The organism is Streptomyces zinciresistens K42 (genome assembly GCF_000225525.1).
GTDB lineage: Bacteria > Actinomycetota > Actinomycetes > Streptomycetales > Streptomycetaceae > Streptomyces > Streptomyces zinciresistens.
In genome coordinates this window covers 1-22995 of record NZ_AGBF01000049.1, presented here as the reverse complement: position 1 = coordinate 22995, position 22995 = coordinate 1, and the positions used below count along the sequence as shown (strand labels likewise).

The following is a 22995-nucleotide window of genomic DNA, read 5'->3' as shown; positions in this document are numbered from 1 at the left end:
GCATGACCAGGCGCAACGGTTATGCCTTGCTCGCCGCGATCGTCGCCCTGATCGTCTCGCTGTCCGCCGCCCTCTACGTCGGGGTGGCCGCCGACGACGGCAGCGGCGCCGGCGCGAGCACCGCCCCCGTGAAGCAGGCCCCCGGCCGCGGGCCGGCCGCGCCCGCCTCCACCGGCCAGTGGGTCGCCACCTGGTCCGCCTCACCGGCGGGCGCCGAGCCCGGCACCGAGGTCAGGGGCCTGGCGGGCAACTCCGTGCGCAACGTGGTGCACACCAGCGTCGGGGGTACGGGTGCCCGGATCACGCTGTCCAACCTCTACGGCCAGTCGCCGCTGACGATCACGCACGCGTCGATCGCCCTCTCGGCCGGTGCGGGCAGCGCGGCGGCCGTCGCGCAGACCATGCGGCGGCTGACCTTCGGCGGGAATCCCACGGTCGTCGTGCCGCCGGGGCAGCAGATCCTGAGCGACGCCGTGCGCCTGGCGATCCCGGCGGGGGCGAACGTGCTGGTCAGCACCTACTCCCCCACCCCGTCCGGCCCGGTCACCTACCACCCGCACGCCCGCCAGACCAGCTATCTCGGCGAGGGCGACCTGACCGAGGACGCGACCGGCACGGGCTACACCGGGCGGGTCGGCTCGTGGCGCTACCTGACCGCGCTGGACGTCCTCAGCAACGAGTCCGAGGGCACGGTCGTGGTGTTCGGGGACTCGCTCACCGACGGCATCACCTCCACCCCGGACACCAACAGCCGCTGGACCGACGTCCTCTCGCGCCGGCTGCGCGCCGCGGTGGCGGCCGGGGAGGACGTGCCCCGCTACAGCGTCGTCAACCAGGGCATCAGCGGCAACCGGATACTCACCAGCGGCACCGGCCGGCCGGCCGACAACCAGGCGGGCGTCGGCCGCTTCCACCGGGACGTGCTCTCGCGCACGGGCGTGAAGGTCGTCGTCATCGACCTCGGCGTCAACGACATCCTGCGCGACCCGCGCCTCGCCGACCCGCAGCGCATCCTCGACGGTCTGCGCACCCTGGTCCGCCAGGCGCACGCCCGCGGGCTGAAGGTCGTCGGCGCGACCCTGATGCCCTTCCAGGGGCACCGCGGCTACACCGAGGCCCGCGAGAACGTCCGCAACCAGATCAACGCGGAGATCCGCTCGGGCCGGGTCTTCGACGCGGTGGCCGACTTCGACCGGGCCGTACGGGACCCGTACAACCCGCGCAGGCTGCGCCCCCTGTACGACTCGGGCGACCATCTGCACCCCAGCGACCGCGGGTACGCACGCATGGCGCAGTCCTTCGACCTCCGGGACCTCAAGGGCGCGGCCCCGGCGGAGCTGTAGCCGCGGGGCGGGGTGTCATCCAGCCGGCGCGCCTGTCGGCCGGGAGCGGACGGGAACCCGGGCCCGCAGTCAGCCGTCCTCGCGCTCCGGGGCCCGCAACTCCCGCCGTCCGGCCCTGCGTTCCAGCCGCTCCCGGCGCCGCTCCTCGCGCAGCTCCTGCTTCTGGGTGCGCGTGAGCTTCCGCTCGACGCCGACGCCGCCCCAGAAGGCGAAGCCGGTCACGATCACCCTGGGCGCCCCGGGGTCGCCCGCGACGCCCTCTTCGCGGTGGTCGAAGCCGCCCATGACACCGATGCCGCGCACCACGACCTCCACCCCGGGCGGTACGACGACCTGCACGCCGCCCATGACCGCCACGCAGTTGAGCGTCACCTCCCGGTCGGCGAAGTCGGCCTCGCGCAGGTCGATCTCCCCGCCGCCCCAGAAGGCGAAGCAGTTGAACCGGCGGGGCGCGGTCCAGCGCCCCTTGCGCTGGAAGCCCGACATCACGGCGACGCCCCAGGTGGAGATGTCCTCGCCGCCGACGATCCGCGCCGCCCAGTCCCCCTCCATCACGCCGGTCCGCTTCACCATGTCGACCGCGGACCGGGCCGCACCGCCGGCGGGCAGGTCCCGGGTGAGCGGCGCCAGTTCCCCATAGGTGCGGGCGGTGTAGGCGGCGTCCAGGCGTTCCCCGAACTCCTCCATGTCCAGGCGCCCTTCGGCGAGGGCTTCGCGCAGGATCTCGGCGACTCGTTCACGATCGGCGTCGGAGGCACGCAGTTCCGGTGCGTTGTCGCTCATGGACAGCAGCCTACGAGCAAGGCCGCCCGGACGGCTACGAACCCACCCTCTCGGACCGGTCCGGCGGAAGCCCGGCGGCGTCGCCCGGGGTGTGCAGCATCCGAGGCCGGACGTACCGTCCAGGTCGCCCGCATCCGCTGCGCGAGGCAAGTTGCGTCACAGGGACGTCTCCAAGCCCGCCGACACGCGGCGCGGGTACCCCACGTCCGGCACCACGGGCGGCAGGACCGGTGACCGTGCCGGCGTCTCCCGCTCCGGAGGCGCCGTGGGCTGCGGCGGTCGTACCGCCACTTCCGCCCAGACCACTTTGCCCCCTGCGGTGCGGTAGGAACCCCAGCGCTTCGCGAGCTGCTGCACGAGCAGCAGACCGCGTCCGCCTTCGGCGTCGTCGTCGGCCTCCCTGAGTACAGGCGCCTCCTTCGAGGCGTCCCACACCTCGATGACGACGCTGTCCTCCAGGCCGACCAGCCGCACATGGACGAGGTAGAGCTTTTCCCACTCGCCCCACACCGGGGTCTCAGTCGGTGTGCCCGTCGCCGTGATCGCGTTGGTCACCAACTCCGAGGCGATCAGGAGAGCGTCGTCCTCGATGAACGCTGCCTGCCACTTGCTCAAGGCCAACCGGAGGAAGTGGCGGGAGTTCGACACAGCCGACCGCAACGCCGCCAGCGACAGTTGGTCGAAGAAGCACACGTTCCGCGGCTGGTAAGGCAGCACCTGGGTGATCATGAGCACTCGTCCAAGCTGATCAGCTCGGCACCCGTGACGTACGAGAGGTAGGTCAGCATGGCCTCCTGGAGCGACCTGTTGAGCGCCAGCTCCCGATAGGTCGGCACGACCACGTGCTTCGCCTCGGCGCGCTCAACCGCCTGGATCAATTCCGCGAACGCCGTCTGCGCCCCTGTCCCGTATTCGTGAAACACGGCGACCAGTCGGTAGCCGTTGGTTTCCGCGTACGAGTTGAGGTCGTCTTGCTTGTTCTTCGCCTCCTCGTCGCTCATGTCGTCGGGGACACGCAGATAGCCAAAGATCAGCGGATTCAACACGCTTCGGTCTCCCTCGCCATGCCTGCGATCACACGCTGCGTGTTCGCGGCGGTCCTGTGGGGTTACCGAGTGAAGCATTGGACTACTGGAATATGCAACACTCCAGATTGGATATCCAGAATCGAATTACTCGAACACATGTATCTCATTCCGCAATCGAACCATTCGGGGTTCCATTCCGGATGTAAGGTTGGTTCCAGATCGGAGGCAGGCCAAGTGGCAGAAGCGGCAAGCGGTTCGACCGTCCCCCGTCGTCAGCTGGGGCGACACTTGCGTGAGCTGCGCAATCGCGCGCGGCTGACGGTGCGGGCGGCATCGACGGCCCTGGAGTGGTCGGATCAGAAGATCTGGCGCATCGAGACGGGTCAGACGTCCATGCGCAGCTTGGACGTCGAGACCATGTGCCGTGTGTACGGGGCGGACGCCGAGTTGACCAAGGGCCTGATGGGCCTCGCCAAGGAGACGAAGAACCGAGGGTGGTGGCACTCCTACGGTGACGTGATCCCGGAGGGGTTCGACCTGTTCATCGGTCTCGAAGGCGCGGCGGCCGGCCTGCGGCAGTACATCAAGGACCTGGTGCCCGGCCTGGTGCAGACGGACGACTACGCCCGCGCCCTGATCCAGGCGGACAACCCCGATGTCGACGCTGACGAGATCGAACGCCGCGTGCACGTCCGACTCGCACGGCAGGCACTGCTGACCAGGGTGACCGCCCCGCCCACCCTGCAACTGGCGCTTGGTGAAGCGGTACTGCGCCAGCCGGTCGGCGGAGGTGAAGTAATGGCTCGCCAGTTGGAGCGGTTGGCGGAGACGATGGACATGCCGAACGTCTCCCTGCGGGTCGTGCCGTTCGCGGCGGGCCTGCACCACGGGCTCATGTCCGGCCCGTTCACCATCCTCGGCTTCCCTGTCAACGGGGACGGTCAGCCGATGGAGCCGACCACCGTCTACATGGAGGGCTTCACCGGTGACCTCTACCTCGACAAACCGCAAGAGATCGAGCGGTACGACCAGGCGTTCACATCGATCTGGGACACGACCCTGAACGCCAAGGACACCCAGAACATGCTTCACCAGGCGGCAAAGGAGTTTGCGCGATGATGAGTTCAGACCTCGCGGGCGCGGTGTGGCGAAAGTCCAGCCGCTCCCAGAACAACGGGCAGTGCGTGGAGGTCGCCTTCCTCGACGACGGCCGTGTGGCCATGCGAGACAGCAAGGACAGGGGCAACGGCCCGGCGCTCGTCTTCACCCCTGGCGAGTGGGCCGCGTTCGAGGGCGGCGTACTGGATGGCGAGTTCAAGCGGCAGTAGCACCGCCCGTCAGCCCACAGTGGCAGGAGCGCCCGAGCGTCGCACCGTCCGGGCGCTCTTCCACGGCAGGAACCACGTCGCCGGAAGCCCGGCACCACGGCGACGCCCCGGCGGAGCGGGCGGCTAGGAACCCACCCCCTCGGACCGGTCCTGCGGAAGCCCGGCGGCGTCGCCCGGGGCGTGCAGCATCCTCGCGATCACGGACTCGATGTCCGGTTCGCGCACCGACAGGTCCACCAGCGGGTACCGTGCCGCGATCCGCGCGACGAGCGCCGCCGCCGACTCCCCCGCCGGGAAGGCCAGCCACTGGCGGGGGCCCTCCACCCGCACCACGCGCGCGGGTTCCGCCTCGATGGGCGGCAGTTCGCGCTCCAGGTCGACGACGAGGGTGCGTTCGCTCTCCCCGACCTCGTGCAGCCCGGCGAGCGGCCCGTCGTACATCAGCCGGCCGCGGTCGATGACCATCACCCGTGAGCACAGCCGCTCGATGTCCTGGAGGTCGTGCGTGGTCAGCAGGACCGTCGTGCCGCGCTCGGCGTTCACCTCCCGCAGGAACTCCCGCACCCTGGCCTTGGAGATCACGTCGAGCCCGATCGTCGGCTCGTCCAGGTACAGCACCTCCGGGTCGTGCAGCAGCGCCGCGACGACGTCCCCGCGCATCCGCTGCCCGAGCGAGAGCTGACGTACCGGCACGTCCAGCAGCGCGCCCAGGTCGAGCAGGTGGACGAGCCGGTCGAGGTTCTCGCGGTAACGGGCGTCGGGGATGCGGTACATGCGGTGCATCAGCCGGTACGAGTCGATCAGCGGCAGGTCCCACCACAGCGTCGTGCGCTGCCCGAACACCACGCCGATGCGGTGTGCGAGCCGGGTGCGCTCGCGGGAGGGGTCGATGCCCGCCACCCGCAGCCGGCCGCCGCTCGGGGTGAGGATGCCGGTCAGCATCTTGATCGTGGTCGACTTGCCGGCGCCGTTGGGCCCGATGTAGCCGACCATCTCGCCGCGCGCCACGCGGAAGGAGAGCGAGTCGACGGCCCGTACCCGGCGCAGCTCCCGCCTGAGGAAGCCGGCCCTGCGCCGGACGTCGAACACCTTCTCCACCTTGTCGACGTCGATGAACGCCTCGTCGTCGGACACCGCCATCCCGATCCCCTAACTCCCCGTACTCCGATACGACCGCAGCCCGGCCCGCCACGCCAGACCGGCCGACGCGCAGCACACCAGCGCCACCGCCGGCGAGGCGAACGCCGCCCACCCGGGCAGGCCGACGGGGTACGGCCGCCCCAGCACATGGGCGGCCGGCACCCAGTTGACGAAGGCGAGCGGCAGCATGAAGGTCACGCCCCGCACCAGGTCCTTGCCGAACACGGTCGGCGGATACTGCAGGAGCGTGGTCCCGCCGTAGGTGAAGGCGTTCTGCACCTCGGCGGCGTCCTGCGCCAGGATCTGGAAGGCCGCCCCGGCCACGAACACCGCGCAGAAGATCGCCGCCCCGCTGATCACCATGACCGGCACCAGCAGCGCCTTCGCCGCGGTCCACTCGACGTCCACCGACACCAGCGCCCAGCACAGCACCACCAGGCCCTGGGTGATCCGGCCCAGCCGGCGCAGTGCGAAGCGGTCCGCGCCGACCTGGGCCAGCACCGGCGCCGGACGCACCATCAGCACGTCGAAGGAGCCGTCGCGCATCCGCCCGCCCAGGCCCTCCAGCGAGCCGAGCGCCAGGTCGGAGAGGCCGAACGAGGTCGCCGACAGCCCGTAGAGGAAGGCGACCTCGTACAGCGACCAGCCGCCCAGCGAGTCGACCTGGGAGAACATCAGCAGGATCCCCACGAAGTCCAGGCCGGTCACCATCAGGTTGCCGAGGAGCGTCACGGCGAAGGAGGTGCGGTAGGTCATGCTGGAGCGCACCCACATCACGGCGATCAGCCGGTAGGCCCGCACCCCCTCGACGACGGCGCCGCGCTCAGCCACCCTGCACCACCACCCGCCGGGTCGCCGCCGCCTGGAGCAGCCGCCCCGCCAGCAGCAGGACCGCCGCCCAGCCCGCCTGGAAGGCGAACGCGCGCAGCGCGCCCGTCTCCCCCATCAGCACGTCCGCCGGCATCTGGACCTGCGCCGCCCAGGGCAGCACGCGCACGATCTCGCCGAACGTGCCCGGGAAGGCGTTCAGCGGGAGCACCATGCCCGAGAAGAAGATGCCCGTGATCATCAGGACCTGGTTGACGCCCCTGCCGTCCATCAGCCAGAAGACGCTGAGCGCCGCCAGATAGCGGATCGCGAAGCTCACGACCGCCGCGAGCAGCAGGGTGACGGCGAAGGCGGCCCAGGGCGCGGTCCCGGCCGGCACCGCCATCGGGAAGAACAGGGCGCCGAACAGGAAGGGGACGACGCCCCGCCCCACCAGCTGGAACAGGGCCCGCCCCAGGTCGGCGGCGAGCCACCACAGCTGGAGGTCGGCCGGGCGGTACAGGTCGACGGCGATCTCCCCCGTGCCGATCCGCTCCATCAGGTCACGCTCGGCGCCGCCGCCCTGGATGGCGAGGGTGGCGTACAGGCACTGGCCGAGCCATACGTAGGTGACGGCCTGGGCCTGGTCGTATCCGCCGAGATGCGGCTTCTCGTCCCAGAGGGCCAGGTAGGTGTAGACGAGGATCACACCGAAGACGGTGTTGGTGAACACCCCTGCCGCCGTGGCGAGACGGTAGGTCGCGTACCGTCTGAACCCCCCCGCCGCGACGGCCGCGTACAACCGTCCGGAGCCCATGTCCACAGCCCTCCTCACCCGCACCGGCACCGAAGCGCAGGAGCCTAGTGCGCGGGCGGCGGGGGCCGCCAGGCAATTTCCGGCAGGGCCCGGCGCGAGAGTCCGCTCACTTTCCGCGGACACGCGGGTTTTCCGGGAACGGATCGCCCGTGGCGAGAGTCTTCAATGGGGCGCAGTAGGCGTACGAGGGCGTACAGAACGTACGAGGCGAAACAGGAGTCCGTGCACGACATGAGCGACGAGTCGCAGCCGCAGCCGAAGGCACAGGCACATCCGGACCGGGATCCGGAGCCCGAGGCCGTGGCACAGCCGGAGCCGGAAAGGGAACCGGAACCGCGGGCCGAGGCACAGCCGGACCGCGAGGCCGAGGCGCGGCCGAAGCCCGGGGCACGGCCCGAGCCGGAGCCGAAGGCCGAGGCCGGTCCGGCCCCCGACCGGGCCCCGGAGCCGGAGCCGAAGGCGGGACCGGCCCCCGCCGCGGCCCCCGGGCCGAAGGCCGGGCCCTCCGCCGACCGGACCCCCGGGCCGAAGGCCGGGCCGCGCCCGGACCTGCGGTGGCAGGCACGGGCCGAGGCACCGCCCGCGCCCGGCCCGCGGCCGGGGACGGAACCGGAATCGGACCCCGACCCCATGGAGCGCACGCAGGCACTGAGGCGTCCGAAGGCACCGCCCGCGCCGGCCCCCGGCGCCGAGGCCACGGCCGGGACACAGTCGCCGGCGCACTCCCGGCCGCCCACGCCGCCGCCCGCCCAGGCGTACACGCAGGCCCAGCCCCAGAGCCAGGCCCAGACCCAGGCCCAGCCCCAGACACAAGGCCACGCACAGGGCCACGCACAGGCACCGGCCCAGACCCAGGCCCAGTCACAGATCCAGCCGGAGACCCAGGCGCGGCAGGAGTCCGGCGGCAAGCCGCGCCGGCCCAAGCGCACGGGCTGGCGGCGGCTCGTCCCGACCTGGCGCATCCTGCTGGGCACCTTCGTGATCGGCGTCCTGCTGCTCGGCGGCGTCTTCTTCCTCGCCTACTCGCTGGTCAAGATCCCGCCGGCCAACGCGCTCGCCACCAAGCAGGCCAACGTCTACCTGTACTCCAACGGCTCCGTGATCGCCCGCGACGGCGAGGTCAACCGGGAGAACATCACGCTGGCGCAGATGTCCAAGGCGTCCCGGTACGCCATCCTGGCCGCCGAGGACCGCGACTTCTACACCGAGTCCGCCATCGACCCCAAGGCGATGCTGCGCGCCGCCTGGAACACCGCCACCGGCAAGGGCAAGCAGTCCGGCTCCACGATCACCCAGCAGTACGTGAAGAACTACTACCTGCGCCAGGAGCAGACGGTCACCCGCAAGGCCAAGGAGTTCATCATCGCGGTCAAGCTGGACCGCGAGAAGTCCAAGAACGAGATCCTGGAGGGCTACCTCAACACCAGCTTCTTCGGCCGCAACTCCTACGGCATCCAGGCCGCCGCCCAGGCGTACTACGGCATGGACGCCAAGGACCTCGACCCGGCCCGCGCCGCGTACCTGGCCGCGCTGGTCAACGCGCCCAGCGAGTACGACGTCGTCGCCCGCCCGGAGAACAAGGAGGCCGTCCTGGCCCGCTGGAACTACGTCCTGGACGGCATGGTGAAGAAGGGCTGGCTCGGCGCCTCCGAGCGGGCCGGGCTGAAGTTCCCGATGCCGAAGGAGACGGCGACCTCGACGGGGCTGTCCGGGCAGCGCGGCTACATCGTGCAGATCGTGCAGGACCACCTGATCAAGAACAGGATCGTCGCCAAGGAGGAGCTGGACCGCGGCGGGTACCGCATCACCACCACCCTGCAGAAGGACAAGCAGGACGCGTTCGTCGACGCCGTCAACGACAAGCTGATCTCCAGGCTGGACAAGAAGAACCGCAAGGTCGACAACTACGTCCGCGCGGGCGGCGCCTCCGTCGACCCGAAGACCGGCAAGGTCGTCGCGATGTACAACGGCATCGACTACGTGAAGCAGTACACCCCGAACGCCACCCGCCGGGACTTCCAGGTCGGCTCGACCTTCAAGCCGTTCGTGTTCACCTCGGCCGTGGAGAACGGCTCGACCACCCAGGACGGCCGCACGATCACCCCGAACACGGTCTACGACGGCACCGACAAGCGCCCGGTCCAGGGCTGGTCCGGCGGGTCGTACGCGCCGGGCAACGAGGACGACGTCTCCTACGGCAACGTCACGGTGCGCGCGGCCACCGACAAGTCCGTCAACTCGGTGTACGCGCAGATGGCCGTGGACGTGGGCCCGGACAAGGTGAAGAAGACGGCGGTCGCCCTCGGTCTGCCCGCGGCGACACCCGACCTCCAGCCGTACCCGTCCATCGCGCTCGGCACGGCCACGGCCAGCGTCCTGGACATGGCCGAGGCGTACGCGACCCTCGCCAACAACGGCAAGCACGGCACGTACACCCTGGTGGAGAAGGTCACGCGGGACGGCGCCGACGTCATAGAGCTGCCCGCGCGCAAGACCACCCAGGCCATCAGCCGCGAGGCCGCCGACACCACGACGTCGGTGCTGCGCAGCGTCGTCGACAACGGCACCGCCACCGCCGCGCTGGCCGCGGGCCGCCCCGCCGCGGGCAAGACCGGTACGGCCGAGGAGGACCAGGCGGCCTGGTTCGCCGGGTACACCCCCGATCTGGCCACCGTGGTGGCGGTCATGGGCCAGGACCCGGTCACGGCCAAGCACAAGTCGCTGTACGGCGTGATGGGCCTGCCCCGCATCAACGGCGGCGGGGCGCCCACCGAGATCTGGGCGCAGTTCACCAAGCAGGCCCTGAAGGGCAAGCCGGCCAAGCAGTTCGACCTGCGGCTCCAGGAGAACGCGAACGCCCCGCAGGACCCGACGACCGACCCGACGGCGGGCGACCCGAGCACCGGCGGCGAGGACGGCGGCGCCTCCGGGCAGCCGACCCCCGGCCAGGACACCGAGGGCCAGACCGGCGGGCAGACGCCGGGCGAGCCGGACGGCGGCCTCACCGAGGGCGGCCAGAACGGCGGCACGGGCGACGGGGGCGCCACCGACGGCGGCACGGGCGGCGAGAGCACCGGCGGCACGGGGGACGGCGGGACCACCGACGGCTCCACCTCGGGCGGCACGGGCAGCGCGGGCACCGACACCGGAGGCCAGACCGGCGGCACCACCGACGGCTCCACGAACAGCGGGGGCACCGGGACGACGGGGACCACGGTCGGTCTGCCCGGCACCACCCGCAGAGAGTGAGCGCTTCTCAGTGAGCGCTTCTCAGTGACCGCTGGTCGCCTTCAGCCCCACCACGGCGACCAGCAGCAGGCAGACGAAGAAGATCCGCGCGGCGGTGACGGGCTCGCCCAGCACCACCATGCCGACCACCGCCGCGCCGGCCGCGCCGATGCCGACCCACACGCCGTAGGCGGTGCCGATGGGCAGGGAGCGGGCGGCGTAGGACAGCAGGATCATGCTGGCGACGATGCCGGCGCCGGTGAACAGGCTGGGGACCAGCCGGGTGAAGCCGTCGGTGTACTTCATGCCGACGGACCAGCCGACCTCCAGCAGACCGGCGACGATGAGCAGGACCCAGGCCATGACAGGCACCTCCGGGACGTGACGACACAGGGCGGGCTGCGTCGTCTTTGCCTTCGTCCCGGTACGGCGCGTCTCGTCGGGCTTCTTCAAAGCTAGCAAAGAAACGGGAAGAGGGGCTGGTGACCATGGTCACCAGCCCCTCTTCCCGTGGAACCAGAGGTGTCGTGGACCTACAGGTAGAGCCCGGTGGAGTCCTCCGAGCCCTCGAAACGGTCGGCGGCCACGGCGTGCAGGTCCCGCTCCCGCATCAGCACGTAGGCGACGCCGCGCACCTCGACCTCGGCCCGGTCCTCGGGGTCGTACAGGACGCGGTCGCCGGGCTCCACGGTACGGACGTTCTGCCCGACGGCGACGACCTCGGCCCAGGCCAGCCGGCGGCCGACGGCGGCCGTGGCGGGGATGAGGATGCCGCCGCCGGAACGCCGCTCGCCCTCGGTCGTGTCCTGCCGGACGAGAACCCGGTCGTGCAGCATCCGGATGGGCAGCTTGTCGTGCTGGGTGCTGTGCTCGTTTCTTCTGGCGCTCACACCTTGAACCTACCTGCCTTTGTCGCCCGCGTACGCCGTGGGTCGGCCGGGAGCCGGTGCCGCGGCACGAGGGCGTGTTTCGAAAGTCCCGCCTGCCCGGCGGGCGGACGACGCTACTTTCGCAACACTCCCTAGCCGCGGCGGCGCCGGGTGTTCAGGGCCAGCAGGCCCACGAGTCCGACCGCGACGAGGGCGACGGGCACGATCCGCTCCAGCCGGGGTGCGCCCTTCTCGTCCGTGAACCGGGACCTCGCGTCGCTCACGGCCCGGTTGACCCCGACGTAGGCCCTGCCGAGCGTGTGGTCGATGTTCGAGGCGAGCTTGGCCTTGGCGTCGCCGACGATCGTCTTCGGGTGCACGCGCACCCCGATCTCGTCGAGCGTCTCGGCAAGCACGGCCCGGCGGCGCGTGATGTCCGCCTCGATCTGAGCCGGTGTTCTGGTGTCCGACGTGTCCGCCACCGTACGGCCTCCGAAGTGATGCTGATGCTGTTTCCGGACAGTCTGTCAGTTCCACGCCGGACCGCACCGTCAGGCTCCCCGGTTAGGCTGGTCCGATGAGCGAGCGACTCCAGCCGGGGGACGTGGCCCCCGCCTTCACCCTGCCCGACGCCGACGGCAACGACGTGTCCCTCGCGGACCACAAGGGCCGCAAGGTCATCGTCTACTTCTACCCGGCCGCCCTGACGCCCGGATGCACCAAGCAGGCCTGCGACTTCACGGACAACCTGGAAGTCCTCGCCGGGGCCGGCTACGACGTCATCGGCGTCTCCCCCGACAAGCCGGAGAAGCTCGCGAAGTTCCGCGAGAAGGAGTCCCTGAAGGTCACGCTGGTGGCCGACCCGGACAAGAAGGTCCTGGAGTCCTACGGCGCCTTCGGCGAGAAGAAGCTCTACGGCAAGACGGTCGTGGGCGTGATCCGCTCGACGGTCGTCGTCGACGAGGACGGCAAGGTCGAGCGGGCGCTGTACAACGTCAAGGCGACCGGTCACGTGGCGAAGATCATCAAGGATCTGGGCATCTGAGCTCCCGGCCCGGCCAGTAGCATGGCCGGGCAAGGTCACGCGGCCGTGGTGGAATTGGCAGTCACGCTGGGTTTAGGTCCCAGTGGGGTAACACCCGTGAGGGTTCGAGTCCCTCCGGCCGCACCGTCTACCGCACGAGCAGTTCCCGCACCACCGGCACCAGCGCCCGGAACGCCTTGCCGCGGTGGCTGATGGCGTTCTTCTCCGCGGGGCTCAGCTCCGCGCAGGTCCGGCTCTCGCCCTGCGGCTGGAGGATCGGGTCGTAGCCGAAACCGTTCGCGCCCGCCGGGGCGGTGCGCAGGGTGCCGCGCAGCTGTCCCTCGACGACGCGTTCCGTGCCGTCCGGCAGGGCGAGCGCCGCCGCGCAGGCGAAGTGGGCGCCGCGGTGCGGGGCGTCGATGTCGCCGAGCTGGGCCAGCAGCAGGTTGAGGTTCGCCTCGTCGTCGCCGTGCCGGCCGGCCCAGCGGGCCGAGAAGATGCCGGGAGCGCCGTTCAGCACGTCGACGCACAGGCCCGAGTCGTCGGCGACGGCCGGCAGCCCCGTGGCCCGCGCCAGGGCGTGGGCCTTGAGCAGGGCGTTCTCGGCGAAGGTGACGCCGGTCTCCTTGACGTCGGGGATCTGCGGGTAGGCGTCCGCGCCGACGAGGTCGTGGTCGAGACCTGCGTCGGCGAGGATCGCCCGGAGCTCGGTGATCTTCCCGGCGTTGCGGGTGGCGAGGATGAGGCGGGTCATGGGTCCAGTATCCCGGCCCCGCCCGCCCGTTCCGCCGCCCGGTGGGTTACGGCGTGCAGACCTTGGTCAGTTCGCCGGCGGCCTGGGTGACCGGGGTGATGTCCGGGGTCGCGTCGCCGTTCTGCACGGCGTCGCGGACGTTGGTGACGGCCTTCTGGAGGTCGCCCACCGCCTTGTTGACATCGGTGTTGCCGGTCTTGTCGCCTATCTTGCCGAGGTTCTTGTCGATCGAGGTCAGCGACTGCTCCAGCTGCGTCGGGTCGTTGGCGGCGTTCTCGACGGCCTGCTGGAGCTGGGTGACGCTGTCGGCGATGGTGTCGGCGGTCTGGACGCAGTCCAGCGCCTTGCCGACGGCGTTGCAGCCGGTGGTCAGCCCGGCCGTCAGGCCGACCGCCGCGATGGCTGCGGCTGCTCTGGCGATACGGCTCCGGCGTCGGCTCGTGGCCATGGTTGACGTTCCCTCCCCTGCCCGGACCTCGCGGCCCCCGTTCACTGGCGGGCGCACGGTGGTGTGCCGTACGCCCGTACTCCTAGTGACGCCGGGAGGCGTGCCGCGGTTGCCCGGGGTCCTGTTCCGTCCTTGGTGTTCTCTTTACCTTTCCAGGACGGTATCAAGCGCCTTGCGCTGAAGATCCGCGAGTTCCCCGCATCCGGAAACCGCCAGATCCAGCAGGGCGTTGAGCTCCGCGCGGGCGAAGGGCTCGGCCTCGGCGGTGCCCTGCACCTCCACGAACCGGCCGTCGCCGGTGCAGACCACGTTCATGTCGGTGTCGGCCTTCACGTCCTCCTCGTAGCGCAGGTCGAGCAGCGGCACACCGCCGACGATGCCCACGGAGACGGCGCTGACGGTGCCGGTGAGGGGCTTGCGGCCGGCCTTGACCAGCTTGCGGCCCTGGGCCCAGGAGACGGCGTCGGCGAGGGCGACGTAGGCGCCGGTGATGGCGGCGGTGCGGGTGCCGCCGTCGGCCTGGAGGACGTCGCAGTCGAGGACGATCGTGTTCTCGCCGAGCGCCTTGTAGTCGATGACCGCGCGCAGGGAGCGGCCGATGAGCCGGCTGATCTCGTGGGTGCGGCCGCCGATCCTGCCCCGGACGGACTCGCGGTCGCCGCGGGTGTTGGTGGCGCGGGGCAGCATGGCGTACTCCGCGGTGACCCAGCCCTCGCCGCTGCCCTTGCGCCAGCGCGGGACCCCTTCGGTGAAGGAGGCGGTGCACAGCACCTTGGTGTCGCCGAAGGAGACGAGGACGGAGCCCTCGGCGTGCTTGCTCCAGTTGCGTTCGATGCCGACCGGGCGGAGCTGGTCGGGGGTGCGGCCGTCGATGCGGGGCGTTGAGGACATGGCGTGAGCCTAGTGCCCGAAAGGAAGGAGCCCCTCCCGCGGTGGGAGGGGCTCCTCGCGGGTGAGCGCGCGGCTCACATCATGTCTTCGATCTCCGCGGCGATCGGGTCGGCGTCGGTGCCGATGACGACCTGGATGGCGGTGCCCATCTTCACCACGCCGTGGGCTCCGGCGGCCTTCAGGGCGGCTTCGTCGACCAGTCCGGGGTCGCTGACCTCGGTGCGGAGACGGGTGATGCAGCCCTCGATCTCCTCGATGTTGTCGATGCCGCCGAGCCCGGCGACGATCTTCTCAGCCTTGCTGGCCATGTTCCTTCTCCCTGATCCGAACCGCTTTGTCGCAGTAACCCACAGTTGGCCCATCTTCGCGAGCGGTCATGCCGTCGGTGCCGAAGGATGGCGATCACGACAGCGGAACCGTCCGTCAACTGGTCTACACCACCGTGGGGACGGCCGACAAACCGCCCGCCGACGGAGGGGTTCGGATGAGTGCCGACAGTGCGGTGAGCCCCGCCCGCGCCCGCTGGAACACCCTCTTCCAGGGTCTGCAGAAGATGGGCCGCAGCCTCCAGTTGCCGATCGCGGTCCTGCCGGCGGCGGGCATCCTCAACCGGCTCGGCCAGCCCGACGTGTTCGGCGACGACGGCCTCGGCTGGACCGACGTCTCGAAGGTGATGGTCGGCGCGGGCGGCGCGCTGCTCGACGGCTCCCTCGGGCTGCCCCTGCTGTTCTGCGTGGGCGTGGCCATCGGCATGGCGAAGAAGTCCGACGGCTCCACCGCGCTGGCGGCGGTCGCCGGCTTCCTCGTCTACTGGACGGTGCTGCGGCAGTTCCCCCAGGACTGCCCCGAGGGCTCCAAGGCCGTACCCAACGTGGGCTGCCAGGTGCAGGACGGCACGGTCACCGTCTTCGAGTTCCAGAACCCGGGGGTCTTCGGCGGCATCGTCATGGGCCTGCTGGCCGCCTTCTTCTGGGCCCGCTACCACCGTACGAAGCTGGTCGACTGGCTGGGCTTCTTCAACGGCCGCCGGCTGGTGCCGATCATCATGGCCTTCGTGGCGATCGTGTTCGCCGCGCTGTGCCTGTGGGTGTGGCCGCCGATCGGTGACGCGCTGGAGAGCTTCAGCGACTGGATGAGCGGCCTAGGCGCCTGGGGCGCGGGCGTGTTCGGCATCGCCAACCGCGCGCTGCTGGTCGTGGGGCTGCACCAGTTCCTCAACGTGCCCATCTGGTTCCAGTTCGGCACGTTCACCAAGCCGGACGGCACGGTGGTGCACGGCGACATCAACATGTTCCTCGCGGGCGACCCCGACGCCGGCCAGTTCACCTCGGGCTTCTTCCCGATCATGATGTTCGCGCTGCCCGCCGCGGCGCTGGCGATGACCCACTGCGCCCGGCCGGGCCGCCGCAAGGAGGTCGGCGGCCTGATGCTGTCGGTGGCCCTGACGTCGTTCGTCACGGGCATCACCGAACCGATCGAGTACTCGTTCCTCTTCGTGGCCCCTGTGCTGTACGCGCTGCACGCGGTGCTGACGGGCGTCTCGATGGCGGTGACCTGGGCACTGGGGGTCCACGACGGCTTCAGCTTCTCCGCCGGACTGATCGACTACGTCATCAACTGGAACCTGGCGACCAAGCCCTGGGCCATCATCCCGATCGGCCTCTGCTTCGCCGCCGTCTACTACGCCGTCTTCCGTTTCGCGATCACCAGGTTCGATCTCAAGACGCCGGGCAGGGAGCCGGAGGACGAAGTGGAGGACGTGACAAAGGTCTGACATAAGGCCAGATAACGGTCCGGAGAACCCGGGGAATCACTGGTTCCTTACGCCACCTTCATCGTGCTACAACAGGTCTACACCACTGAGTGGTGTAGACCACCACCCGATGGAGGAAGTCCATGAGCACCGCCACCACATCGGCGGCCCCCGCGAAGAAGAGGGGATCCGGCCTGTTCCAGGGCCTGCAGAAGGTCGGTCGCAGCCTTCAGCTCCCGATCGCCGTGCTGCCGGCCGCGGGTCTTCTGCTCCGCTTGGGCCAGCCCGATGTGTTCGGCAAGGACGGGCTCGGCTGGGACAAGGTCGCGGCCGTGTTCGCCACCGCCGGTGGCGCGATCTTCGACAACCTGCCGATGCTGTTCTGCATCGGTGTGGCGATCGGCTTCGCCAAGAAGTCGGACGGCTCGACCGCTCTCGCCGCGCTCGTCGGCTTCCTGGTCTACAGCAACGTACTGAAGGCGTTCCCGGTCACCGAGGCCAAGGTCCAGGCCGGCGCGGACATAGCCGCGACCTACAACAACCCCGGTGTCCTCGGCGGCATCGTCATGGGTCTGCTGTCCGCCGTCCTGTGGCAGCGCTACCACCGCAAGCAGCTGGTGGACTGGCTCGGCTTCTTCAACGGCCGCCGTCTCGTCCCGATCGTCATGGCCTTCGTCGGCACGCTCATGGGCGTCTTCTTCGGCCTGGTCTGGGAGCCCATCGGCGAGGTCATCTCCGACTTCGGCGAGTGGATGACCGGTCTCGGCGCGGTCGGCGCGGGTCTGTTCGGTCTGATCAACCGCGCGCTGATCCCGGTCGGCATGCACCAGTTCGTGAACACCGTCTCCTGGTTCCAGCTCGGCGACTTCAAGGACGCCGCCGGTCAGATGGTGCACGGCGACCTCAACCGCTTCTTCGCCGGCGACCCGACCGCCGGGCAGTTCATGTCGGGCTTCTTCCCGATCATGATGTTCGGTCTGCCGGCCGCCGCCCTCGCCATCGCGCACTCCGCCCGCCCCGAGCGCCGCAAGGCCGTGACGGGCATGATGGTCTCGCTCGCGCTGACGTCCTTCGTGACCGGTGTGACCGAGCCGATCGAGTTCGCGTTCATGTTCATCGCCCCGGCGCTCTACGTGATCCACGCCGTGCTCACCGCCCTGTCGATGGCGATCACCTGGGCGCTCGGCGTCCACGCGGGCTTCACCTTCTCCGCGGGCCTCATCGACTACGGGCTCAACTGGAACCTGGCGACCAAGCCCTGGCTGATCATCCCGATCGGTCTCGTCTTCGCCGCGGTCTACTACTCCGTCTTCCGCTTCGCGATCACCAAGTGGAACCTCCCCACCCCGGGCCGCGAGCCCGAGGAGGAGACCGAGGACCTCACCAAGGCGTGAGCCCCGCGGCATGGCGGAAAGGCCCCGGAACCTCAGCTCACCGGTTCCGGGGCCTTCCGCTGTCCCTCAGGGCTAGACCTCGTACGTCCGCCGCGGCGCGGCCAGCTCGACCCGGCCGTCGAAGACCGCGCGGGCGTCGGCGAGGTTGACCTGGGGGTCGGTCCACGGCGGGATGTGCGTGAGGAGCAGGCGCCGGGCACCCGCGCGGGCCGCCGACTGGCCTGCCTCGCGGCCGTTGAGGTGCAGGTCCGGGATGTTCTCCTTGCCGTGCGTGAACGCGGCCTCGCACAGGAACAGGTCGGCGTCGCGGGCGAGTTCGTCCAGGGACGCGCTCACGCCCGTGTCGCCGGAGTAGGTCAGCGTCCTGCCGCCGTGCTCGATGCGGATGCCGTACGCCTCCACCGGGTGGGCCACGCGTTCGGTGTGCACCGTGAAGGGGCCGATGTCGAAGGTGGACGGCTTGACCGTGTGGAAGTCGAAGACCTCGCTCATGGACGAGGCGGTGGGGGTGTCGGCGTAGGCGGTGGTCAGACGCTGCTCGGTGCCCTCGGGTCCGTAGACCGGGACGGGGTCGCAGCGGCCGCCGTCGTGCCGGTAGTAGCGCGCGACGAAGTACGCGCACATGTCGATGCAGTGGTCGGCGTGCAGATGACTGAGGAAGATCGCGTCGAGGTCGTAGAGACCGCAGTGGCGCTGCAGCTCGCCCAGGGCGCCGTTGCCCATGTCGAGAAGCAGCCGGTAGCCGTCGGCCTCGACGAGGTAGCTCGAACAGGCCGATTCCGCGGACGGGAACGACCCCGAGCAGCCGACGACGGTGAGCTTCATGAAACAGAAACCTCCGCTGGCGGGAAATCCGGCGAGACCGGGAAGGGGAGCGTCGGGGGGTCGTGCGGTTTGTTGAGCGTAAGGCGCAAAACCTCCGGTCGCTCCTCCGCACAGGTCCGTTGTGGGCGAACTCACCTGTGGTGCTCTGCCATCCGGGCTACGGGACGAGCAGCCGTTCGATCATGCCCAGCGGGCATCCGAGGGGCCTCGCGCATCGCGCGGTCTTCATCGGGTCGGCAAGGTGATCCCCAGACGAGGGGCCTGGTCCGCGAGGCCGGCGGCGGCGCCTTCCCGGCGCCCGGGAGCTGTGGCACGACATCGCTCTGGCGGCGCTGCGACGCGTACGCTGCGGTCCCGGAGCCAGGACTCAGGAGGGACTCGTATGCCCAGGACCACCCAGCTGCGCACCTACACCGTCCGGGAGGGCATGCTCGACATGTGGGTGGAGCGGTGGCGTGCGGAAATCGTGCCGCTGCGACGGGAGTTGGGTTTCACCATCGGCGGCGCCTGGGCAGACCGCGAGCGCAACCGGTTCGTCTGGCTCATCTCGTACGACGGCCCGGAGACCTTCGCCGAACGGAACGCGCTCTACTGGGCCTCGCCGCAGCGCGAGGCGATGGACCTCGACCCGGACGAGTACCTGGTGCACACCGATGACCGCACGGTCGAGACGGTGGACCTGCAAGGGTGATCACGGGCTCGGCGGCAGCATGTGGTGCCGTCGCTCGACGTCGCTGAGGACGCGGAAGACCCGGCCGCGTGCTTCTGCCTCAAGACGGTCGAAGTCGGGCTCGGCGGCCCACACCCGGGCGGTGCCGTCGAAGGAGCCGGTGAGCAGGCGAGTGCCGTCCCGGGACCAGGCGACCGAGGCCAGCCTGTCCTGGTGCACCCCTACGATCGCGATCTCCTCAAAGGTGTCGGACGACCAGAGGCGCACCGTGCGGTCGTCGGATCCGGTGGCGATGCGGCTGCCGTCCGGAGACCATGCCACGGCGCGGACGCGGCCCTCATGGCCCTTGAGGATCTCGACGCGGCGGCCTGTGGCGGTGTCCCACACGGCCGCTGTCCAGTCCCCGGAGGCGGTGGCGACGCGGCCCTCGTCGGGGGACCAGGCGACGTCGTCGACATAGTCGTCGTGCCCGCGCAGCACGGTGAGCTGTCGGCATTCGGCAACGTCCCAGAGCCGGCACGTACGGTCGTCCGAGACGCTGGCGAGAAGGCGACCGCTGGAGGACCAGGCGACGCGTCCGACCCAGTCCTGGTGTCCTCCCAGGGAGACGAGCTCCACCCCGGCTCGGGCCGACCAGATCCTCACAGTGCCGTCGTGGTCCCCGGTGGCGACGCGGCTGCCGTCGGGGGACCACGCGACCGACTCGACCACAGGTACCCGGTGGTCGAAGGCGGCGGCCCGGTTCTCCGTGACGAGGCGGAACACACCGTCGTCGGTGCTGATGGCCAGGCGATCGTCGAGCGGTGACCAGGCGGCGCTCCACACACGGCCCGTCTGCTGGATGACGCCCCCGGAGAGGGCTCCCGTGGTGGCGTCCCACACGCGGACCGTTCCGTCGTCCGAGGCGGTGGCGATGCGGGTGTCGTCATGCGACCAGGCAGCCTGGTTCACGGGCCCTCGGTGCCCGTGGAGAAGCAGGCGTTCGGCGCCCCCGGGGCGTAGGTCCCAGATGCGGCCCGTGCCGTCGGTGGAACTGGTGGCGAGCCTGTCGCCGCTCGGGGACCAGGTCACGCCCCACACCGTGTCGGAGTGCCCGCGCAGGACGGCGACGACCTTCGCGTCGTGCGCGTCGACGATGCGTACGCTCTGGTCGGAGGAGGCCGAGGCGAGCATCTGCCCGTCGGGCGACCAGGCGATGTTCCAGACGTAGTCCGTGTGGCCGCGGACCAGGAGCCGCTGCGCGCCGCTCCGGGCGTCGAAGACGCGGACCGTGTGGTCACCGGATCCGGTGGCGATGCGGCGTCCGTCCGGGGACCAGGCGATGCCTTCCACGAAGTCGGAGTGGCCGGACAGCGTCGTCACCGGGGTGCCGGTGGCCAGATCCCACACCAGGGCGGTCTGGTCGTGCGAGGACGACGCCAGGTGGGCGCTGTCCGGGGACCAGGCGAGGCCCCACACATCGTCGCGGTGTCCGCGCAGCTCGCGGATCAGGTCGCCCGTCTCGGCGTCCCATACCCGCACCCTCTGGTCGCGTGAACTGCCCGCGATCCACCGGCCGTCGGGCGACCAGGCCACCTGCCGTCCGATGTCGGAGGCACCGGTGAGCAGGCGCAGGGGCTCCCCGGACGCGGCGTCCCAGATCCGTACGACGCGGTCGCGGCCCACGCTGGCGATCCGTGCGGAGTCCGGCGACCAGGCCACACCCTCGACCATCACGCCCTCGGACGGCAGGACCCGCACGGAGCGACCCGACAGGGCGTCGAAGACCCTGGCCGTGCCGTCTCTGGACGCGGTGGCCAGAAGCAGTCCGTCCGGCGACCAGGCGACGTGCCGGACGGTGTCGGTGTGCCCGTCCAGCTGGATGCGCCCGTGGCTGAACGCCAGAGCCGTCATCAGGCCGCGCCGGGCCTTCGGGGTCGGCGTGCATTCGCCCAGCGCGGCAAGCGCCAGGAGGAGGGCCTGCTCGGGCTGCTGGTCCACGGCACCGAGCACCTGCTGTCCGATGCTGTCCGAAACACGGCGCAGGAACGCGAGATCACGCCGCTGCGACGACTCGACGAGCGACTGTGCCGCCTCCGTCGCGGCCTGCCCGCTCTCCCGCAGCGCGAGCAGCCACCTCTGGGCGAGAGCGAGCCTCTCGCCGGTGAGCAGATAGTCGGCGCCGCGCCCGGAGCTCTCCCAGTCCTCCGCCCACCGTTCGAGTTCCGCGCGTTGACGCAGCTGTTCCGCGCGTGCCTCCACCTCCTGCCGCAAGGGTGCCCACTGGCGGAACAGCGCCTCGTGGGTGACCTGCGCGTAGGACTCCTGGCCGGCGCGTACGTCGGACATCAGCAGGCGTGCCTCGACGAAGGCGTCCACGACGCGTCGTTCCTGTGCCGTCAGCTCGGCGAGCGGCACGCGGCGCCGGGCCGTCTCCTGGCCCTGGACGGTGACGAACCTCAGCAGCACCCCCAGCACCGAGTCGATGCCGTCGTCCGCGGAGCCGAGCTCCGCCACGATGTGGTCGGCTTGCCGGGCGAGGGTGCCGGCCACGCCACCGAGGCCGCGGTACAGCTCCTCGGTGACCGTCTCGCCGGGGCCGGAGGCGAAGTACAGCTCCTGCAACAGATAGGCGAGCAGCGGCAGGGCGTCGTCCGTGCCCGCGTCGTTGACGATGGCCTCCACGACACCGGGTGCGAAGGAGAGGTCGACAAGAGTGGCCGGCTGCTCGACCACCTGGGCGAGCTGTCTCCTGCCGAGCGCGCCGATGGCGACCGGGTGCTGGAAGAGGTCGGCGTGGTCCGTGGCGAGGAGGGGTCCCAGGAAGTCGACGCGCAGGGTGGCGAGTACGCGGATCCTCGCATCGCGCGTCACACAGGCGTGGAGGGCTTCGAGGAACTGGGTGCGCTCGCGCTCGCCGGCGAGAGTGACGAGTTCTTCGAACTGGTCGACCACGACGAGCATGCGGCGGAACCTGCCGGCGCGCAGCCGGGACAACTCCGCAAGGAGGGCGGCAGGGTCCTGGCGCAGGCGCCGCAATACCGCGCTCACCGGTTCGCGCCCGCCATCGGCCGCAGAGATCACGGACGCCATGGCCGCCAGGGGGTTGGGGCCCGGAGAGAAGGCGGGGAGGACCGACCAGCGCCGACCGCGCAGCCGCGGCATCACCCCCGCCCGTACCAGCGACGACTTGCCGCTCCCCGAGGCCCCGACGAGGACGAGGAGCCTGTCGGCGGGACGGTCCTGCGCTTCGTGCAGCCGGCGCGTCAGATCCTCGGACTGGGCCTCCCTGCCGAAGAACACGGCGGCCTCGTCCTCCACGAAGGCGTCCAAGCCGGGATACGGGACGCGGTCGCGGGGCCAGTCCGTCGGCGGAGGCCCGGGATTCTCCAGGCGGTGGACGACGAGCTGCACCACCACCATGGTGACGATCAGCAGGCCGATGGCCGGGATCGCGACCTGCTGGAGCACCTGCAGGAGCCACGGCACGTCGTTCTCGTTGGTGGCGTAGTTGGTGACGATTCCGAGCAGGCTCGCGACGAGCACCAACAGGACCTGGAGCAGTAACTGCAAACGGTTCCTCATGACGCACCAGCCAGCACGTCGCCACGTCGCCGCAGCACTCCCCGCCCCCGCTCCGCCGCAACCGCGTCATGGCGTCGGGTCACCGACGCCCGTGGAACATCATCTGCGGTGGGCGGCGTGATCTCAACAGCCCCCGAGAAAACCGGTCACGGCTCCTTGCCTCGTTCTCCACACCGGCACCAAGCCCGCCGGTTGCCCGGACAACCCCCCTCCGGGACCCCGTGCGCCGGTACCTTCGTTCTCATGAACACGTCGTGGTGGTTGGCGCTCGCGGCGGTGGTGTTGCTCGCACTGCTCGCCACGCTCGTGGACGGATGGGGCCGGGGGCG

23 protein-coding genes, 1 tRNA gene, 1 pseudogene and 1 riboswitch are annotated in these 22995 nt (G+C 70.5%); of the genes and pseudogenes, 10 read left to right on the top strand and 15 right to left on the bottom strand.

Features of this window, described 5'->3' with window-relative positions; all coding sequences use genetic code 11:
- Positions 1 to 2 precede the first annotated feature (2 nt).
- The gene (locus SZN_RS16585) at positions 3 to 1343 is read left to right on the top strand and encodes an SGNH/GDSL hydrolase family protein (RefSeq protein WP_007496401.1); all 1341 of its coding nucleotides are present in this window, start codon (positions 3 to 5) and stop codon (positions 1341 to 1343) included.
- Between the two features lie 69 nt (positions 1344 to 1412).
- On the opposite strand, the gene SZN_RS16580 is transcribed toward SZN_RS16585, so the two are convergent.
- The 3 genes from SZN_RS16580 to SZN_RS16570 form a co-directional block, all read right to left on the bottom strand.
- Positions 1413 to 2126, bottom strand: coding sequence for a DUF1707 SHOCT-like domain-containing protein (locus SZN_RS16580; RefSeq protein ID WP_007496399.1), 714 nt, complete (start codon positions 2124 to 2126; stop codon positions 1413 to 1415).
- Between the two features lie 156 nt (positions 2127 to 2282).
- Entirely contained in the window at positions 2283 to 2855 is a 573-nt protein-coding gene (locus SZN_RS37675) for an ATP-binding protein (protein ID WP_007496396.1), read from the bottom strand.
- A complete protein-coding gene (locus tag SZN_RS16570) occupies positions 2852 to 3172 on the bottom strand; it encodes a recombinase family protein (protein WP_007496394.1) in 321 nt (106 codons plus the stop codon). Before SZN_RS16570 ends, SZN_RS37675 begins: the two co-directional genes overlap by 4 nt.
- A gap of 216 nt (positions 3173 to 3388) precedes the next feature.
- Between SZN_RS16570 and SZN_RS16565 the strand changes: the two genes are divergently transcribed.
- Positions 3389 to 4273 (top strand): helix-turn-helix domain-containing protein, encoded by an 885-nt coding sequence (locus tag SZN_RS16565; protein WP_043731138.1) that lies wholly within the window; start codon positions 3389 to 3391, stop codon positions 4271 to 4273.
- Entirely contained in the window at positions 4270 to 4482 is a 213-nt protein-coding gene (locus tag SZN_RS16560; protein ID WP_425274448.1) for a DUF397 domain-containing protein, read from the top strand. The genes SZN_RS16565 and SZN_RS16560 overlap by 4 nt, the downstream gene beginning before the upstream one ends.
- 123 nt (positions 4483 to 4605) lie before the next feature.
- On the opposite strand, the gene SZN_RS16555 is transcribed toward SZN_RS16560, so the two are convergent.
- From SZN_RS16555 to SZN_RS16545, 3 genes are read right to left on the bottom strand one after another with little or no spacing between them, the layout of a single operon-like run.
- A complete protein-coding gene (locus SZN_RS16555) occupies positions 4606 to 5622 on the bottom strand; it encodes an ABC transporter ATP-binding protein (protein ID WP_007496387.1) in 1017 nt (338 codons plus the stop codon).
- A gap of 9 nt (positions 5623 to 5631) precedes the next feature.
- On the bottom strand, positions 5632 to 6453 hold the full coding sequence (locus SZN_RS16550; protein WP_007496385.1) for an ABC transporter permease: 822 nt from the start codon (positions 6451 to 6453) through the stop codon (positions 5632 to 5634).
- A complete protein-coding gene (locus SZN_RS16545; RefSeq protein ID WP_007496384.1) occupies positions 6446 to 7246 on the bottom strand; it encodes an ABC transporter permease in 801 nt (266 codons plus the stop codon). The genes SZN_RS16550 and SZN_RS16545 overlap by 8 nt, the downstream gene beginning before the upstream one ends.
- Positions 7247 to 7468: 222 nt before the next feature.
- Between SZN_RS16545 and SZN_RS16540 the strand changes: the two genes are divergently transcribed.
- On the top strand, positions 7469 to 10495 hold the full coding sequence (locus SZN_RS16540; protein ID WP_007496382.1) for a transglycosylase domain-containing protein: 3027 nt from the start codon (positions 7469 to 7471) through the stop codon (positions 10493 to 10495).
- Between the two features lie 21 nt (positions 10496 to 10516).
- Here the strand turns inward: SZN_RS16540 and SZN_RS16535 are convergent, their stop codons facing one another.
- The 3 genes from SZN_RS16535 to SZN_RS16525 all read right to left on the bottom strand — a co-directional run bounded on the left by SZN_RS16535 (position 10517) and on the right by SZN_RS16525 (position 11825).
- Positions 10517 to 10837, bottom strand: coding sequence for a DMT family transporter (locus SZN_RS16535; protein ID WP_007496381.1), 321 nt, complete (start codon positions 10835 to 10837; stop codon positions 10517 to 10519).
- A 35-nt stretch (positions 10838 to 10872) separates the two neighbouring features.
- Positions 10873 to 10934: riboswitch (guanidine-III (ykkC-III) riboswitch) on the bottom strand.
- Positions 10935 to 11007: 73 nt separating this feature from the next.
- Positions 11008 to 11364, bottom strand: coding sequence for a GroES family chaperonin (locus SZN_RS16530; RefSeq protein ID WP_007496380.1), 357 nt, complete (start codon positions 11362 to 11364; stop codon positions 11008 to 11010).
- 131 nt (positions 11365 to 11495) lie between these two features.
- On the bottom strand, positions 11496 to 11825 hold the full coding sequence (locus SZN_RS16525; RefSeq protein ID WP_007496379.1) for a DUF3618 domain-containing protein: 330 nt from the start codon (positions 11823 to 11825) through the stop codon (positions 11496 to 11498).
- 95 nt (positions 11826 to 11920) lie between these two features.
- Between SZN_RS16525 and bcp the strand changes: the two genes are divergently transcribed.
- Both bcp and SZN_RS16515 read left to right on the top strand, forming a co-directional pair.
- Positions 11921 to 12388 carry a thioredoxin-dependent thiol peroxidase gene (gene bcp / locus SZN_RS16520; protein ID WP_007496378.1) on the top strand — a complete coding sequence of 156 codons (468 nt, stop codon included), beginning with the start codon at positions 11921 to 11923 and terminating at the stop codon, positions 12386 to 12388.
- 39 nt (positions 12389 to 12427) lie between these two features.
- Positions 12428 to 12511 (top strand) — tRNA-Leu (locus SZN_RS16515).
- Positions 12512 to 12515: 4 nt separating this feature from the next.
- Here the strand turns inward: SZN_RS16515 and rdgB are convergent.
- The 4 genes from rdgB to SZN_RS16495 all read right to left on the bottom strand — a co-directional run bounded on the left by rdgB (position 12516) and on the right by SZN_RS16495 (position 14768).
- Positions 12516 to 13121: an RdgB/HAM1 family non-canonical purine NTP pyrophosphatase gene (rdgB, locus tag SZN_RS16510; RefSeq protein WP_007496377.1), complete on the bottom strand. Its 606-nt coding sequence runs from the start codon at positions 13119 to 13121 to the stop codon at positions 12516 to 12518.
- 46 nt (positions 13122 to 13167) lie between these two features.
- A complete protein-coding gene (locus tag SZN_RS16505) occupies positions 13168 to 13569 on the bottom strand; it encodes a hypothetical protein (protein ID WP_007496376.1) in 402 nt (133 codons plus the stop codon).
- A 144-nt stretch (positions 13570 to 13713) separates the two neighbouring features.
- Entirely contained in the window at positions 13714 to 14460 is a 747-nt protein-coding gene (gene rph, locus SZN_RS16500; RefSeq protein WP_007496375.1) for a ribonuclease PH, read from the bottom strand.
- 74 nt (positions 14461 to 14534) lie between these two features.
- Entirely contained in the window at positions 14535 to 14768 is a 234-nt protein-coding gene (locus SZN_RS16495) for a PTS sugar transporter subunit IIB (RefSeq protein ID WP_007496374.1), read from the bottom strand.
- Positions 14769 to 14944: 176 nt separating this feature from the next.
- Here SZN_RS16495 and SZN_RS16490 point away from each other — a divergent pair, with 176 nt between their 5' ends.
- Positions 14945 to 16234, top strand: coding sequence for a PTS transporter subunit EIIC (locus tag SZN_RS16490; protein WP_007496373.1), 1290 nt, complete (start codon positions 14945 to 14947; stop codon positions 16232 to 16234).
- Positions 16235 to 16356: 122 nt separating this feature from the next.
- Positions 16357 to 17607 (top strand): PTS transporter subunit EIIC, encoded by a 1251-nt coding sequence (locus SZN_RS16485; protein ID WP_007496372.1) that lies wholly within the window; start codon positions 16357 to 16359, stop codon positions 17605 to 17607.
- Positions 17608 to 17679: 72 nt separating this feature from the next.
- On the opposite strand, the gene SZN_RS16480 is transcribed toward SZN_RS16485, so the two are convergent.
- A complete protein-coding gene (locus SZN_RS16480; RefSeq protein ID WP_007496371.1) occupies positions 17680 to 18432 on the bottom strand; it encodes an MBL fold metallo-hydrolase in 753 nt (250 codons plus the stop codon).
- Between the two features lie 382 nt (positions 18433 to 18814).
- Here SZN_RS16480 and SZN_RS16475 point away from each other — a divergent pair, with 382 nt between their 5' ends.
- Positions 18815 to 19123, top strand: coding sequence for an NIPSNAP family protein (locus SZN_RS16475; protein WP_007496370.1), 309 nt, complete (start codon positions 18815 to 18817; stop codon positions 19121 to 19123).
- Here the strand turns inward: SZN_RS16475 and SZN_RS16470 are convergent, their stop codons facing one another.
- Positions 19124 to 22654: a WD40 repeat domain-containing protein gene (locus SZN_RS16470; protein ID WP_007496368.1), complete on the bottom strand. Its 3531-nt coding sequence runs from the start codon at positions 22652 to 22654 to the stop codon at positions 19124 to 19126.
- Between the two features lie 255 nt (positions 22655 to 22909).
- Here SZN_RS16470 and SZN_RS42605 point away from each other — a divergent pair.
- A pseudogene (locus SZN_RS42605) lies at positions 22910 to 22995 on the top strand (type II toxin-antitoxin system PemK/MazF family toxin); the annotation flags it as partial.